Raw genomic sequence first — 14,782 nt, forward strand, 5'->3', positions numbered from 1 at the left:
CGGCAGTTCTGGCGCAGCTATCTCGATCGTGCAGAAGAGCAGCAGCTGCGCGCGGACCCGCAGGAGTTCGTGATCGAGTTCGTGGCGCTGAACTTTCCGGACCTGGCTCCGCCGCGGCGCTGAGCCTTCGGCGTCATGCGGGCGCGGGCAGCAGCAGCTGCCGCTGTGCCTGCACCGTCTCGCGCAAAAACTCCCACACCGCCTGCATGCGCACCAGGTGCTTGGTTTCCGCGGGCATCGACATCCAGAACGTGCGCGTGAAATTCGCCTGCCCCGGCAGCACGGGCTTGAGCGCGCCGTCGTTCTCCGCGATGAAGGCCGGCAGCACCGCGATGCCCGCGCCCRCCAGCACCGCGCGGTGCTGCGCGAGCACGCTGGTGCTGCGCAGCGCAAAGGCATCGGGGCGGTGCAGTTCGTCGAGGTACTGCAGCTCCTTGCTGAAGAGCAGGTCGTCCACGTAGCTGATGAAGGTGTGGCCGCGCAGGTCTTCGCGCGTCTTGATCGGCTTGTGCGCGGCCAGGTACTTCTTCGATGCATAGAGCCTGAGCGTGTAGTCGGTGAGCTTGCTCACGACCACCGGCCCGCGCGCCGGGCGTTCGAGCGAGATCACGATGTCGGCCTCGCGCCGCGACAGGTGCACCAGCCGCGGCATCGCGAGCAGGTCGATGGTGAGCTTGGGATGCTGCTGCGCGAAAAGCGCCAACTGCGGCGCCAGCACGACGGTGCCGAAGCCCTCGGTGGCGCCGATGCGGATCAACCCCGACAAGCCCTCCTGCGAGGCCGGCGCAGTGCTTTCCACCGCCTGGAACGCGCTTTCCATGGCCTCGACCTGCGGCTGCAGCTTGCGGCCCGCCTCGGTGAGCCGGTGGCCGCCCGATTCGCGCGAGAAAAGCGGCGCGCCCACTTCCTTTTCAAGGGCCTGGATGCGCCGCGCCACCGTGGTGTGGTCCACCTCGAGCCGGCGCGCGGCGCTCATCAGCGTGCCCGAGCGGGCCAGCTCCAGAAAGTAGCGAAGGTTGTCCCAGTCCATGTGCTCGCGTTCCCTTGGGTTGGCTCTGCATTTTTGCAAAGCGATAGCGCATATTTGTCTATTGTCATGGCAAATCTGCAAAGCTAGGATGCGTGTTGAACCTGCCATGCAGGCCCCGTATTCACAGGAGACAAAACCCCATGGACGCCACCACCACCCCCAAGACCCAGGTCGCCACCGTCAAGCTCTTGATCGGCGGCAAGTTCGTCGAATCCAAGACCACCGAATGGCGCGACATCGTCAACCCGGCCACGCAAGAGGTGCTGGCCCGCGTGCCGTTTGCCACGCAGGCCGAACTCGACGCCGCCGTGGCCTCCGCCAAGGACGCCTTCAAGACCTGGCGCAAGACGCCCCTCGGCGCGCGCGCCCGCATCTTCCTGAAGTACCAGCAGCTCATCCGCGAGAACATGGGCGAGCTGGCCGCCATCCTCACCGCCGAGCAGGGCAAGACGCTGCCCGATGCCGAGGGCGACGTGTTCCGCGGCCTCGAAGTGGTCGAGCACGCATCGAACATCGGCAACCTGCAGCTCGGCGAACTGGCCAACAACGTGGCCAACGGGGTCGACACCTACACGCTGCTGCAGCCGCTGGGCGTGTGCGCCGGCATCACGCCGTTCAACTTCCCGGCCATGATCCCGCTGTGGATGTTCCCGATGGCCATCGTCACCGGCAACACCTTCGTGCTGAAGCCCTCGGAGCAAGACCCGATGGTCACGATGCGCCTGTGTGAGCTCGCGCTCGAGGCCGGCATTCCGCCCGGCGTGCTCAACGTGGTGCATGGCGGCGAAGCGGTGGTCAACGGCATCTGCGACCACAAGGACATCAAGGCCATCAGTTTCGTCGGCTCGACCAAGGTCGGCACGCACGTCTACAACCGCGCCACGCTGGCCGGCAAGCGCGTGCAATGCATGATGGGCGCGAAGAACCACGCCATCGTGATGCCCGACGCCAACAAGGAGCAGACGCTCAATGCACTGGCAGGCGCAAGCTTCGGCGCGGCCGGCCAGCGCTGCATGGCGGTGTCGGTGGCGGTGCTGGTGGGCGAGGCGCGCAACTGGGTGCCCGAACTGATCGCCAAGGCCAGGACGCTGAAGATCGGCGCCGGCACCGAGAAGGGCGTGGACGTGGGTCCGCTGGTCTCCTGCGCCGCCTACGAGCGCGTCAACGGCCTGATCGAGCGCGGCGTGGCCGACGGTGCCAAGCTCGAGCTCGACGGCCGCAAGCCCACGGTGCCGGGCTACGAGAAGGGCAACTTCGTGGGCCCGACGATCTTCTCGGGCGTGAAGCCCGGCATGACGATCTATGACCAGGAAGTGTTCGGCCCGGTGCTGTGCGTGGCCGACGCCGAGAACATCGACGAGGCCATCGAGCTGATCAACAGCAACCCGAACGGCAACGGCACGGCGATCTTCACGCAGTCGGGTGCCGCGGCGCGCCGCTTCCAGGAAGACATCGACGTGGGCCAGGTCGGCATCAACGTGCCGATCCCGGTGCCGGTGCCGATGTTCTCGTTCACCGGTTCGCGCGCATCCAAGCTCGGCGACCTGGGGCCCTACGGCAAGCAGGTCATCATGTTCTACACGCAGACCAAGACCGTGACGGCACGCTGGTTCGACGACAGCACCGTCTCGCACGGCGTCAACACCACGATCAGCCTCAAGTGAGCCGCGCGTTCCGCGCTGTCGCGGCATCGGCCGTGCTGCTCCTGCTCGCCGCGGGCGCGCATGCGGCCGATGATGCCAACCCGCTGGACTGCAGGCCCGACGGCAACCAGCAGCAGATGAACGCCTGCGCGGTGCGCGACTTTCGCGCCGCCGACGCCGCGCTCAACATCCGCTACGGCGAGGTGATGAAGACGCTCTCGCCGCAGATGCGCGTCGCGCTGCGCACCGAGCAGCGCACCTGGCTCAAGGGCCGCGACCCTTCGTGCAAGCGGGCCTCGAAAGCGAACGAAGGCGGCTCCATCTGGCCGCTGGTGTTCAATTCATGTCTGGAGAAGTCGACCCGGCAACGGACTGCCGAACTGGATCGCTGGAAGGGGCGCGAACAATGAATTTCGAATTGTCCGAAGAGCAGAACGCCTTTGCGCAGACCGCGCGCGATTTTGCACAGGCCGAGTTCGCGCCCCATGCGGCGCGGTGGGACGCCGAGGCCATCTTCCCGAAGGAGGCCATTGCCAAGGCCGGCGAGCTGGGCTTCTGCGGCCTGTACGCGCCCGAGCGCATCGGCGGCCTCGGCCTGCCGCGGCTCGACTCGGCGCTGGTGTTCGAGGAGATGGCCGCGGTCGACCCCTCGACCACGGCCTTCATCACGATCCACAACATGGCGACATGGATGCTCGGCACCTGGGCGACCGATGCGGTGGCGCAGCAGTGGGGCGAAGACCTCACGAGCGGGCGCAAGCTGGCTTCCTACTGCCTCACCGAGCCGGGCGCCGGGTCGGATGCGGGCTCGCTCAAGACGCGCGCCGAGCTGCAGGGCGCCGAGTACGTCATCAACGGCGGCAAGGCCTTCATCTCGGGCGCGGGCGCGACCGACGTGCTGGTGCTGATGGCGCGGACGGGCGGCGGCGGCGCGGGCGGCATCTCGGCCTTTGCGGTGCCGGCCGATGCACCCGGCGTGAGCTATGGCAAGAAGGAGCACAAGATGGGCTGGAACAGCCAGCCCACGCGCACCATCAACTTCGACAACGTGCGCGTGCCGGCCGAGAACCTGCTGGGCAAGGAAGGCGAGGGCTTCCGCATCGCGATGAAGGGGCTCGATGGCGGGCGCATCAACATCGCGACCTGCTCGGTGGGCGCGGCGCAGGGCGCGCTCGATGCGGCGCGCCGCTACCTGCACGAACGCCAGCAGTTCGGCAAGCCGATCGCGAGCTTCCAGGCGCTGCAGTTCAAGCTGGCCGACATGGCGACCGAGCTGGTGGCAGCGCGGCAGATGGTGCGGCTCGCGGCAAGCAAGCTCGATGCGGGCCATGCCGATGCCAGCACCTACTGCGCCATGGCCAAGCGCTTTGCGACCGATGCGGGCTTCAACGTMTGCAACGACGCACTGCAGCTGCACGGCGGCTACGGCTACCTGAGCGAATTCCCGCTCGAGCGCCTGGTGCGCGACACCCGCGTGCACCAGATCCTCGAAGGCACCAACGAGATCATGCGCGTGATCGTTGCGCGAAAATTGCTGGAAGGGGACAGCGATATCCGCTGAAGCCCCGCACCCAGAACCTCTCAAGACAATGACCGACTCCGTAGTTCTCTTCGACGAAATCAAGACCGCCGGCGGCAAGCGCTTTGCCACCGCCACGCTCAACGCGCCCGCTTCGCTCAACGCGCTGTCAGTGGACATGGTGCGCCTGCTCACGCCCAAGCTGCGCGAATGGGCGAAGGACGACGGCATCGTCGGCGTGCTGCTGCAAGCGGCCGGCGAGAAGGCCTTCTGCGCCGGCGGCGACCTGCGCCAGCTCTACCAGACGCTGCTCGAATGCGGCCCCGCGCGCAACAGCTACGCCGAAGACTTCTTCCGCGAGGAGTACGAGCTCGACTACCTGATCCACACCTTTCCCAAGCCCTTCCTCTGCTGGGGCCACGGCATCGTGATGGGCGGCGGCGTGGGGCTCATGTCGGGCTGCTCGCACCGCGTGGTCACCGCGCAGAGCCGCATTGCCATGCCCGAGATCAGCATCGGCCTGTACCCCGACGTGGGCGGCAGCTGGTTCCTGCGCCGCACACCGGGCCGCACGGGCCTGTTCCTGGCGCTCACGGCCGCYAACCTCAATGCGGCCGACGCCATCTTCTGCGGCCTGGCCGATGTGCTGGTGCCGCACGAACGCAAGGGCCAGGTGCTCGAAGCGATTGCCGCCGCGCCGTGGCGCGGCGAGCCAAAGGCCGACCGCGCCGAGCTCTCGCGCATCCTTGCGCGCGCGGGCGAGGGCGCCGAGATGCCGCCCTCCAAGGTGCGCGAACACTACGACACCATCAACGCGCTGATGGCCGGCGACGACCTGCTCGACATCGCCAGGCGCCTGCGCAGCCTGCAGAGCGACGATGCCTGGCTGCAGTCCGCCGCCAAGACCTTCGCCAAGGGCGCACCCAGCTCGGCCGCGCTGAGCTTCGAGCTCTGGCAGCGCGTGCACCGCATGTCGCTGGCCGAGGTGTTCCGGCTCGAATACTGGGCCTCGCTCGGCTTCTGCGCGCACAAGGACTTTGCCGAGGGCATCCGCGCGGTGCTGATCGACAAGGACCGCAATCCGCGCTGGAACCCCGCCACCATCGAAGAGATCACGCCCGCCTTCATCGAGGACCACCTGCGCCCGCGCGGCCAGATGCCCGCGGAGCTGGCTGCGCTGGCCTGAGCCTCTTCCACACATACAACGGAGACAACATCAAATGAAAATCGCATTCATCGGCCTCGGCCACATGGGCGGACCCATGGCCCTGAACCTGCGCAAGGCGGGCTTTGCGGTCAAGGCCTTCGACCTGTCGGACGAGGCCTGCAAGAAGTACGCGGCCGAAGGCCTGGCCATTGCCGCATCGGCCGCTGAATCGGTGACCGACGCCGACGTGGTCATCAGCATGCTGCCGGCCAGCGCGCACGTGGAGGGCCTGTTCCTCGGCAGCGGCGGCGGCAAGCCGGGCCTGCTAGACAGCATCCGTGCCGGCACGCTCGTGATCGACAGCAGCACCATCGCGGCCGCCACTTCGCGCAAGGTGGCCGATGCGGCCGCCGCCAAGGGCATCGCGATGATCGATGCGCCGGTTTCCGGCGGCACGGGCGGCGCGATTGCAGGCACGCTGACCTTCATGGTCGGCGGCGAGGCCGACGACCTCGAACGCGCACGCCCCGTGCTCGAGAAGATGGGCGCCAACATCTTCCACGCGGGCGGCGTGGGGGCGGGCCAGACCGCCAAGATCTGCAACAACATGCTGCTCGGCATCCTGATGATCGGCACCTCGGAGGCGCTGGCGCTGGGCGTGGCCAACGGGCTCGATCCCAAGGTGCTGTCCGAGATCATGCGGCGCAGCTCGGGCGGCAACTGGGCGCTCGAAAAGTACAACCCGATGCCCGGCGTGATGGAAACAGCGCCCGCATCGAAGAACTACGCAGGCGGCTTCGGCACCGACCTGATGCTCAAGGACCTGGGCCTGGCGCAGGAAAACGCCACCGCCGTGCGCGCCGCCACGCCGCTGGGCGGGCTCGCGCGCAGCCTCTATGCCGCGCACAGCCTCGCGGGCCATGGCGCGCTCGATTTCTCGAGCGTGCTGAAGCTGCTGCAGAAGGCTTCGTCCTAGCTTTTCGGCCTCTAGCCGAACAGGGCGTCGCTGGCCCACAGGAGCGCCAGCACGCCCAGGAACAGCAGCAGGAACACGGCCCATGCGCGCGTGAACGCCTGCGTCTCCGTGACTTCGACGGGAGCCGTTTCGGGCGGCTTAGGAGCGCTGGGCGTGTGTGGGTTCATTCCCGACTGTACCCCGCGGGCCCGGTTTTGCCGCCGCACGCGTCCTCGACATGGCCAGCAGCACGCCGGCCGCGAGCAGATTGGCGCCGATGCTGGCGAGGATCGGCAGCAGGTAGCTGCGGCTGATGTCGAACGCAAAGCCCGCCGCGCTAGGGCCGACCAGGGTGCCGAAAGCCACGCTGGTGTACAGCACGCCCAGGATCGCGCCGATGCTGCGGCCGCCGAAGTAGTCCATGACCAGCGCGGGCAGCAGCGCGACGAAGCCGCCATAGAACACGCCGTAGGCAAAAGCGAATGCGGCCAGCCCCCAGAACCCGCTGGACACCGCCCACACCACCAGCGAAAGCGCCATGCCGGCCGACATCAGCGGCAGCGCCAGTTGCCGGCCCAGCCGGTCGGCCAGCCCGCCAAGAAAAAATCGCCCCGCGGTGCTGCCRATGCCGATGGCGCCGAGCAGCAGCACGGCCGAGCCGGCCGGCAGGCCGTGGTCGAGCGCGTAGGGCACCAGGTGGACGAAGGGAACGAACAGCCCGAACGAACTGATCAGGCAGGCCGCATAGAGGCCGGCGAAGCGGCGCGAGCTGATCGCGTCCCGCAACGTGGAGCCTGCGGGCACGGCCGACGGCGCCTGCGGCTGCGGCGGATCGCCGTCGGGCCCGAGCCCGCGATGGCGCGGATCGTCCTCGATCAGCAGCGCCATGCCGGCGCCCACCACCACGGCCAGCACGCCCAGCGCCAGGTAGGCGTGGCGCCACCCCAGCGCTTCGATGAGGAGCGACGCCAGCGGCGGCATCGCCAGCGTGCCCACGCCGATGCCGCTCACCGCCAGCCCCGAGGCGAATCCGCGCCGCCTGACGAACCAGCGCTGCACCGCGCCCAGCACCGGCACATAGGAGGCGCCGACGCCGAGCCCGACGCCCAGGCCATAGGCCAGGCAAGCCTCGGCCAGGCTGCGCGCCTGTCCCGCGGCGGCCAGGCCCAGGCCGACCAGCACCATGCCCGCGACCGCGAGCCGCCGCGCACCCCACCGGTCCGCGAGCGGGCCGCTGACCACGCCCAGCCCGAAGTAGAGAAAGCCCGCAAGCGAGAACACCAGCGACGCCGAGCCGCGCGAGGCGCCGAAGTCGCGCTGCAGCGATTCGAGGAAGGCGCTGAAGGTGTAGGCACTGCCGAAGCCGACGAGCGTGACGGCGAAGGCGCCGGCCACCACGAACCAGCCGCGGAAGAGGCGTGCGCGGGGCGGCGGATGGGAGGAGAAGGAGGTCAAGGGCGGGTCTCCGGGTTTGCTCAGAATATCTATTGGCTGGAGAATGGACTCCGGCGCAGAAGAGTGGATGCTCCTCCTTACCATGCGGCCTCGCAAACCAGATTTTCTGAGGCGATCGAATCAGATTGCCTAAACCATGGAACATCAGCTTCCACCGCTCAACGCACTCCGCGCCTTCGAGGCGACCGCCCGCCATCTCTCGGTGAAGAACGCGGCCGACGAGCTCTGCGTGACCGCCGGCGCCGTGAGCCAGCTGATCAAGTCGCTGGAGCTGCACCTGGGCATTGCGCTGTTCCGGCGCGCGAACCGCGGCATCTTCCTGACCGATGCGGGCCAGGCCTACCTGCCGCCGGTGCGCAATGCCTTCCGGCAGATCAGCGACGCCACGCGCCGCATCGCCATGCCCGCGGAGACCGGCATCCTCACGGTGAGCACCACGCCGTTCTTCGCCTCAGCCTGGCTGGTGCCGCGCCTGAAGAGCTTTCACGATGCGCATCCGGACATCGACCTGCAGGTGGTGAGCAGCACCGCGCTCGCCGATTTTTCGCGCGACGGCGTGGACGTGGCGATCCGCCATGGGCTCGGCCGTTATCCCGGCCTGATCAGCCAGCGCGTGCTCACGGTGGAGATTGTTCCGGTTGCAACGCCGGCCCTGGTCAGGCAGCTCAGCATGCCTGGATCGCCGGCCGATCTCACGCGCTGGCCGCGCGTGAACGATGCCGAGCGCAAGGGCTGGGCCATGTGGTTCGAGGCGCAGGGCATCGAAGATGCAAGGCCGGCACGCGGCCCGTCCTTCGATGATTCGGGCCTGTTGCTGAAGGCGGTGCTTGCGGGGCAGGGCGCGGGCTTGCTGCCGGCGGCGCTGGTGGCGGACGAGGTGGCCGAAGGCCGGCTGGTCCAGCTGTCGGAAGCCGCGTGGCTCGAAGACTTTGCCTACTACCTCGTGTACCCCGAAGACAGCCGCCACAGGCCGAAGGTGGCGGCCTTCCGCGATTGGATCGCTGCCGAGTCCAGCAGAAAAGCTGCCAGGCCGCCCAGGAAGACGCCTGTCAAAGCAGCTCGATCCCGGGCAGGCTCTTGAAGCAGCTCTCGCGCGTGACGCGCACGAAGTCCGCCAGCCACGGCTGCCCGGACGTGCCCTGCGTGCAGGCCATGTACAGCCGCCCCGTGAGGCCCCGGGCGCCCACGCGCCGCGCCGTGACATAGCCGCGGTCCAGGTAGTTCTGCACCGCCCACAGCGGCAGCGTGGCCACGCCGCGCCCGCTGGCCACCAGCTGCAGCATCGCCACCGTGAGCTCGGTCGTGCGGCGGTGCACGGGTGCCACGCCGGCCGGCGCCAGCACCTGGCGCACGATGTCCAGCATCTCGTCGGGCACGGGGTAGGTGATCAGCGTCTGGTCGGCAAAGTGGCGCGCTGTGAGATGCGGCTTGGCCACGAGCGCATGGTCGTTGGCGAGCAGCGCGACGATCTCGAAGCGGAACAGCGCGTGGTAGTCGACGGTTTCGTCGGGGTCCTGCTCGGAGACGATCGCCACCTCGGCGCGGTTCTGCATCACCAGCGCGATCGGGTCGGGATGAAAGCCCGAGACGATATCCAGCTCGATCTCGGGCCAGCGCTGGCGGAAGGCATCCATGGCCGGCATCAGCCAGTCGAAGCAGGTGTGGCACTCGACCACGATGCGCAGCTGCCCGCTGCGGCCCAGCGCCAGCCGCGCCACGTCGCGCTCGGCTTCCTCCACCAGCGGCAGCGCCGCATCGGCCAACTGCAACAGCCGCAGTCCCGTGGTGCTGAACTGCGGCGGCACCGACTTGCGCTCGAAGAGCTGCGCGCCGTAGCGGTCTTCGAGCAGCTTGATCTGGTGCGACAGCGCCGACTGCGTGAGGTTCAGCAACTGCGCCGCGCGCACCAGGCTGCCGGTGTCGCGCAGCGCAACGAGCGTGCGCAGGTGGCGTATCTCCAGGATCGACTGCAACATGAATGAATTTCAAGTGAATGGGCAAAAGGTTTCGTTTGAATCATAGAGCCCAAAGCCCGACCATTGCCGATTCCCAAGATACAGCGACCGGAATACCTGCAATGACCACCCGTACCCACATCCTCGGCTTTCCGCGCATGGGCGCCCACCGGGAACTCAAGTTCGCGCTCGAAAAGCACTGGCGCGGCGAAATCGATCGCGCCGCGCTGGAAGAAGTTGGCGGCCAGCTGCGCGCACGCCACTGGCAGGCCCAGCGCGACGCGGGGCTCGACTACGTGACGGTGGGCGACTTCGCTTTCTACGACCACGTGGCCAACCACGTCCAGCTCTTCGGCTGCGAGCCGGCGCGCTTCGGCTTCAAGGGCGACGAGCCCGAGCTGTCGCGCTATTTCAAGATGGCGCGCGGCGTGGAAGACGAGGCCGGCCATGTGCACGATGCCGGCTGCAAGCACGGCGCAGAGGGCACCTTCGCGCTGGAGATGACCAAGTGGTTCGACACCAACTACCACTACCTCGTGCCCGAGTTCACCGCGGCCACGCAGTTCAGGCTGGCCTCGACGCGGCTCTTCGACGAGGTGGCCGAGGCGCAGCAGGCCGGCCACGCGGTCAAGGCCGTGCTGCTCGGGCCGCTGAGCTTCCTGTACCTCGGCAAGGAGAAAGAGGCGGGCTTCGACCGCCTCTCGCTGCTCGATGCGCTGCTGCCCGTGTACGAACAGGTGTTGAACCGGCTCAAGCAGCAGGGCGTGGAATGGGTGCAGATCGACGAACCCATCCTCGGGCTCGACCTGCCCGATGCCTGGCGCAACGCCTTCGAGCGCGCCTACTGGCAGCTGGCGCGCAGCGCGCCCAAGCTGCTGCTGGCCACCTACTTCTCGCCGCTCTCCGACAACCTGCGCCTGGCCTGCCAGTTGCCGGTGGCCGGCCTGCACGTGGACGCCGTGCGCGCGCCGCAGGAGCTGACCGGCGTGGCCGACTGGCTCGCCACGCACAAGGTGCTGTCGATCGGCATCGTCGACGGCCGCAACATCTGGCGCACCGACCTGGACGCCGCGCTTGCCACGCTGCGCCCGGTGGTCGACAAGCGGCGCGGCGAGCTCTGGATCGCACCATCGTGCTCGCTGCTGCACGTGCCGTTCAGCCTGGCCGCGGAAGACAGGCTCGATGCGGAACTCAGGTCTTGGCTCGCCTTTGCCGTCGAAAAGCTCGGCGAACTGCGCGTGCTGCGCGCCGTGCTCGATGGCAGCGAAGACTCGGTTGCAGAAGAGCTCGAAGCCGCGCGCGCCGCGGTGGCCGCAAGGCGCAGCAGCCCGCGCGTGCATCGCGCGGACGTGGCGCTGCGGCTCGCGCGCAGCGTGGCCGGCGACGACCAGCGCGCATCCTCCTTCGGCCAGCGGCAGCGGGTGCAGCGCGCGCGCTTCGCATTGCCCGCGCTGCCCACCACCACCATCGGCTCGTTTCCGCAGACCCCGGAGATCCGCGCCGCGCGCGCCGCCTTCAAGCGCGGCGAGCTCGATGCCGCGGGCTACCGCGAGAAGATGCGCGCCGAGATCGCGCTGGCCGTGCGCAAGCAGGAAGAACTGGGCATCGACGTGCTGGTGCATGGTGAGGCCGAGCGCAACGACATGGTCGAGTACTTCGGCGAGCAGCTCGACGGCTTTGCCTTCACCGCCAACGGCTGGGTGCAGTCGTACGGCTCGCGCTGCGTGAAGCCGCCGGTCATCTTCGGCGACGTGGCGCGCCCCGCGCCGATGACGGTCGAGTGGACCGCCTATGCGCAGAGCCTCACCCAACTGCCGATGAAGGGCATGCTGACGGGCCCCGTCACGATCCTGCAATGGTCCTTCGTGCGCGACGACCAGCCGCGCAGCACCACCTGCGAGCAGATCGCCTGGGCGATCCGCGACGAGGTGGTGGACCTCGAGGCCGCCGGCATCGGCATCATCCAGATCGACGAGCCCGCCATCCGCGAAGGCCTGCCGCTGCGCCGCGCCGGCTGGCCGGCCTACCTGAAGTCGGCCACGCGCGCCTTCCGCATCAGCGCCTCGGGCGTGCGCGACCAGACGCAGATCCACACCCACATGTGCTATTCGGAGTTCAACGACATCCTGCCCGAGATCGCGGCCATGGACGCCGACGTGATCACCATCGAGACCAGCCGCTCCGACATGGAACTGCTGCGCGCGTTCGGCGGATTGGGCGGCGAGAACAGCGCGAGCGGCTTCCGCTACCCGAACGAGATCGGCCCCGGCGTGTACGACATCCACTCGCCGCGCGTGCCCTCGGTGGGCGAGATCGTGCGCCTGATGCGCAAAGCCGCCGGCGTGGTGCCGCCCGGGAACCTGTGGATCAACCCCGACTGCGGCCTGAAGACCCGCGGCTGGCCGGAGACCGAGGCCGCGCTGTCGAACATGGTGGCGGCGGCGAAGCTGCTGCGCGCGGAGCTGGCAGCGGCCTGAAGCGGAGAGGCAATCATGGCGGCGCCAATAATGGCGCCATGCTTGCCTTTCCAGTTGCTTCGCGGCGCTTCTTTCGCGCGCCTTTTCTTCTGCTGCTGTCGCTGCTGGTCGCACCGGCCATCGCCTCTGCGCAAGACCGTGCCCAGGCCCTGCTGCAGTTCGAGGGCGTGCAGGCGCGCTACCAGGCGGCCTACGCGCCGGGGGCGGTGTCGCGCGATGCGCGCCAGCTGCTCGAGCCTCCTGACCAAGCCATTGCCGGCAAGGCGCTCCAGGCGCTTGACGCGGCCGCCGCGCGGTCCTTCGACGTGGCCGCATCCGTGGCCGCCATCCAGCAGGAAGTGGCGGCTGCGGGCAAGGGCGGTGCGGCGCCGGGTGCGCAGGTGCAGGCCGCAGTGGCCCGGTTCTCGAAGCTGCGCGCCGACTACGCCGCCATGGACGACGCAGGCAAGCAGGAATTCTTCAACCGCGAACGCGCGAAGCCGGCCGATCCCGCGCGCACCGAACTGCTCGAGCGCATGGCCGTGGCCGACCTGCGCGAAGTCGACTTTTCGAGCCAGCTGCTGCTGAGCTCGGTCGCCAAGCAGCTGGCGCGCGGCAACGCCGGGCAGTTCACCTCGCTGCCGGACCGCACGCTCGACATGGCCGTCGACACGCTGTGGTCGCGCGGCATCACCTCGCCGCGGCCGCGCAACCTGCTGACGGTGGCGCGCGAGTTCGAGAGGCAGGTCACGCAGGCGCTGCTCGCGGCGCTCCCCGATGCGGACGTGGCCGCCGTGCTTGCCTGGCGCAACGATGCGCAGGCCGCGGCCGAACGCGAAGCGCTGGTGGGCAGCTACCGCGCCGAGGTCAAGGGAAGCGGCGCCGTGGCGATCCGGACGCTGGTGCGCGGCTGGCCGCGTTCCTGAGCCCGCAGTGGCTGGCATGCAACATGCGTGGGCCATCTTGCGCGATACTCGCCGCCCGGCGGAGCCAGAGAAAAAAGCACACCGATTGGGACGAATTTCTTAAGCGAAGTGTGCACTTTGGCGCTCACGCCAAAAAGTTCCCCGCCATTGTTTCAGTTTCATGAACACTGCGATTCAGTTTGACTAGGGTTTTCCCTTGTCATCCTGATGCAAACTTCAGGGCATCCAAAGCCCAATCAAGAAGGAAATTGAAATGAAGACCTCGAACATCCTCGCCGCCGCCGCTCTGTCCCTGCTCGCCGCTGCCGGCGCCCATGCAGAAACCTACGAAGGCGTGCAGCCCCTGAGCTCCGGCTACAGCCGCGCCGACGTGGCTCCCCAAGCCGCCGCCGCTGCCCGCGAAGGCAATGTCTACAGCGACGCCGCTTCGGCCACCGTGGCTCCCGTGCTGGCTGCTTCGACCGACCGCGCCGCAGTCCGCAGCGAAGCTGTTGCCGCCGCCCACGCGCCCGGCCAGAACCTGCGCCGCGAAGCTTTCGCCGGCAGCGTGGTTCCCTCGCAAGCACGCAGCTTCACGCGCCAAGCCGGCCTGTAAGAAGGCGGGCACAAGAGAAGGGACGGCGGCGGCATCGGCCGCGCGTCTTTCCTCTGCAAGACAAAAGCCGGACGGCGCCCCAGGTGCCGTCCGGCTTTTTGCGTTTTCAGCGCTGCCGCGGCGCGGCGTGGTGGCAGAAGCAGTCGGGTGCGTGGTCGTCGACGATGCCGGTGGCCTGCATCCATGCATAGACGATCACCGGCCCCAYGAACTTGAAGCCGCGCTTCTTCAGGGCCGCCGACATCTGTTCCGAAAGCGGCGTCTTCGTCGGCACCGCGCCGGTCTTGTTGACGATGGGCTTGCCACCGGCCATGCCCCAGACGAATTCCGAAAAATCTTCGCCCGCGGCCTGCATCGCAAGATAGGCGCGGGCGTTGCCGATGGTGGCCTCGATCTTGGCGCGCGAGCGCACGATGCCCGCATCCAGCATCAGCCGGTCGACGTCGGCCGCAGTGAACCGTGCCACCTTTTCGGGCACGAAGCCCTCGAATGAAGCACGGAAGGCATCGCGCTTGCGCAGGATCGTGAGCCACGACAGGCCCGCCTGGAAGCCGTCGAGCATGAGCTTTTCCCACAGCGCGCGGCTGTCGCGCTCGGGCACGCCCCATTCGGCGTCGTGGTAGGAGGCCAGCAGCGGATCGCTCTGGGCCCAGGTGCAGCGGGGCTTGGTTTCGGGAGGCATCGGGTGGTGGGTTGGGTTCGTCTTCTATGCGGCGTGGTTCGGACTTTAACCACCGATACTCGAGCCCTCATGATCTCAGTCCATCTCCACGGCCAGCGCTTCCAGGTGCGGGCCGCCGCGGTCATTCTTCATGCGGGCCATGCGCTGCTTCACCGGGCACCGGGCGACGGCTACTGGGCCTTGCCAGGCGGCAGGGTCGAAGTCGGCGAAGAGGCCTCGGCCACCATCGTGCGCGAGATGAGGGAGGAGCTTGGCGAAGAAGTCGAATGCGGCCGGCTGCTTCATGTGGCGGAGAATTTCTTTGACCTGGCGGGCCGGCGCAACCACGAGATCGGTTTCTATTTTCTCGTCTCGCTGCCCGAGGATTCGCCCCATCTCGACAAGGCGCGAAGCTACCGGGGCATCGAGAGCCACCTGGA

General features: G+C 68.1%; 15 protein-coding genes. 10 read left to right on the top strand and 5 right to left on the bottom strand.

Annotated features, from left to right (window positions below; all coding sequences use genetic code 11):
- Positions 1-133: 133 nt before the first annotated feature.
- Positions 134-1,030: a LysR family transcriptional regulator gene (locus AC1DOC_RS02200; protein WP_478129348.1), complete on the bottom strand. Its 897-nt coding sequence runs from the start codon at positions 1,028-1,030 to the stop codon at positions 134-136.
- A gap of 140 nt (positions 1,031-1,170) precedes the next feature.
- Here AC1DOC_RS02200 and AC1DOC_RS02205 point away from each other — a divergent pair, with 140 nt between their 5' ends.
- The 5 genes from AC1DOC_RS02205 to mmsB are packed head-to-tail and all read left to right on the top strand — an operon-like array spanning position 1,171 to position 6,315.
- Positions 1,171-2,694: a CoA-acylating methylmalonate-semialdehyde dehydrogenase gene (locus AC1DOC_RS02205; protein WP_012748355.1), complete on the top strand. Its 1,524-nt coding sequence runs from the start codon at positions 1,171-1,173 to the stop codon at positions 2,692-2,694.
- Entirely contained in the window at positions 2,691-3,083 is a 393-nt protein-coding gene (locus tag AC1DOC_RS02210; RefSeq protein ID WP_012748354.1) for a lysozyme inhibitor LprI family protein, read from the top strand. Before AC1DOC_RS02205 ends, AC1DOC_RS02210 begins: the two co-directional genes overlap by 4 nt.
- A complete protein-coding gene (locus tag AC1DOC_RS02215) occupies positions 3,080-4,234 on the top strand; it encodes an acyl-CoA dehydrogenase family protein (protein WP_412511270.1) in 1,155 nt (384 codons plus the stop codon). Before AC1DOC_RS02210 ends, AC1DOC_RS02215 begins: the two co-directional genes overlap by 4 nt.
- A gap of 28 nt (positions 4,235-4,262) precedes the next feature.
- Entirely contained in the window at positions 4,263-5,378 is a 1,116-nt protein-coding gene (locus tag AC1DOC_RS02220; protein WP_478080339.1) for an enoyl-CoA hydratase/isomerase family protein, read from the top strand.
- 34 nt (positions 5,379-5,412) lie between these two features.
- Positions 5,413-6,315: a 3-hydroxyisobutyrate dehydrogenase gene (mmsB, locus tag AC1DOC_RS02225; RefSeq protein WP_307592273.1), complete on the top strand. Its 903-nt coding sequence runs from the start codon at positions 5,413-5,415 to the stop codon at positions 6,313-6,315.
- 11 nt (positions 6,316-6,326) lie between these two features.
- Here the strand turns inward: mmsB and AC1DOC_RS02230 are convergent, their stop codons facing one another.
- Positions 6,327-6,482 (bottom strand): hypothetical protein, encoded by a 156-nt coding sequence (locus AC1DOC_RS02230; protein WP_012748350.1) that lies wholly within the window; start codon positions 6,480-6,482, stop codon positions 6,327-6,329.
- A complete protein-coding gene (locus AC1DOC_RS02235; protein ID WP_478080341.1) occupies positions 6,454-7,749 on the bottom strand; it encodes an MFS transporter in 1,296 nt (431 codons plus the stop codon). The genes AC1DOC_RS02230 and AC1DOC_RS02235 overlap by 29 nt, the downstream gene beginning before the upstream one ends.
- A gap of 136 nt (positions 7,750-7,885) precedes the next feature.
- On the opposite strand from AC1DOC_RS02235, the gene gcvA reads away from it, so the two are divergent.
- On the top strand, positions 7,886-8,830 hold the full coding sequence (gene gcvA, locus AC1DOC_RS02240; protein WP_478083405.1) for a transcriptional regulator GcvA: 945 nt from the start codon (positions 7,886-7,888) through the stop codon (positions 8,828-8,830).
- On the opposite strand, the gene AC1DOC_RS02245 is transcribed toward gcvA, so the two are convergent.
- Positions 8,799-9,725 carry a LysR family transcriptional regulator gene (locus AC1DOC_RS02245; protein WP_478080343.1) on the bottom strand — a complete coding sequence of 309 codons (927 nt, stop codon included), beginning with the start codon at positions 9,723-9,725 and terminating at the stop codon, positions 8,799-8,801. The two genes, gcvA and AC1DOC_RS02245, sit on opposite strands and share 32 nt — an antisense overlap.
- Positions 9,726-9,826: 101 nt before the next feature.
- Between AC1DOC_RS02245 and metE the strand changes: the two genes are divergently transcribed.
- From metE to AC1DOC_RS02260, 3 genes are all read left to right on the top strand, one after another.
- On the top strand, positions 9,827-12,181 hold the full coding sequence (gene metE, locus AC1DOC_RS02250; RefSeq protein WP_478080344.1) for a 5-methyltetrahydropteroyltriglutamate--homocysteine S-methyltransferase: 2,355 nt from the start codon (positions 9,827-9,829) through the stop codon (positions 12,179-12,181).
- Positions 12,182-12,219: 38 nt separating this feature from the next.
- On the top strand, positions 12,220-13,086 hold the full coding sequence (locus tag AC1DOC_RS02255; protein WP_478080345.1) for a hypothetical protein: 867 nt from the start codon (positions 12,220-12,222) through the stop codon (positions 13,084-13,086).
- A 253-nt stretch (positions 13,087-13,339) separates the two neighbouring features.
- Complete coding sequence (locus AC1DOC_RS02260) at positions 13,340-13,681, top strand: hypothetical protein (protein WP_018905642.1); 342 nt, start codon at positions 13,340-13,342, stop codon at positions 13,679-13,681.
- A 106-nt stretch (positions 13,682-13,787) separates the two neighbouring features.
- Here AC1DOC_RS02260 and AC1DOC_RS02265 read toward each other — a convergent pair whose 3' ends face one another.
- On the bottom strand, positions 13,788-14,363 hold the full coding sequence (locus AC1DOC_RS02265) for a DNA-3-methyladenine glycosylase I (RefSeq protein ID WP_478129349.1): 576 nt from the start codon (positions 14,361-14,363) through the stop codon (positions 13,788-13,790).
- A gap of 69 nt (positions 14,364-14,432) precedes the next feature.
- Here AC1DOC_RS02265 and AC1DOC_RS02270 point away from each other — a divergent pair.
- Positions 14,433-14,782 (top strand): NUDIX hydrolase (locus AC1DOC_RS02270; protein ID WP_478129350.1); only part of this gene is annotated, 350 nt, incomplete at its 3' end.

Source organism: Variovorax sp. 01T439_2 (assembly GCF_056398445.1).

What these genes read in the sequence shown, in the direction of transcription:
- AC1DOC_RS02205 (WP_012748355.1), top strand. Translation starts at nt 1,171, where the DNA reads ATGGACGCCACCACCACCCCCAAGACCCAGGTCGCCACCGTCAAGCTC.
- mmsB (WP_307592273.1), top strand. Translation starts at nt 5,413, where the DNA reads ATGAAAATCGCATTCATCGGCCTCGGCCACATGGGCGGACCCATGGCC.
- AC1DOC_RS02230 (WP_012748350.1), bottom strand. Translation starts at nt 6,482, where the DNA reads ATGAACCCACACACGCCCAGCGCTCCTAAGCCGCCCGAAACGGCTCCC.
- gcvA (WP_478083405.1), top strand. Translation starts at nt 7,886, where the DNA reads ATGGAACATCAGCTTCCACCGCTCAACGCACTCCGCGCCTTCGAGGCG.
- AC1DOC_RS02245 (WP_478080343.1), bottom strand. Translation starts at nt 9,725, where the DNA reads ATGTTGCAGTCGATCCTGGAGATACGCCACCTGCGCACGCTCGTTGCG.
- metE (WP_478080344.1), top strand. Translation starts at nt 9,827, where the DNA reads ATGACCACCCGTACCCACATCCTCGGCTTTCCGCGCATGGGCGCCCAC.
- AC1DOC_RS02255 (WP_478080345.1), top strand. Translation starts at nt 12,220, where the DNA reads ATGCTTGCCTTTCCAGTTGCTTCGCGGCGCTTCTTTCGCGCGCCTTTT.
- AC1DOC_RS02260 (WP_018905642.1), top strand. Translation starts at nt 13,340, where the DNA reads ATGAAGACCTCGAACATCCTCGCCGCCGCCGCTCTGTCCCTGCTCGCC.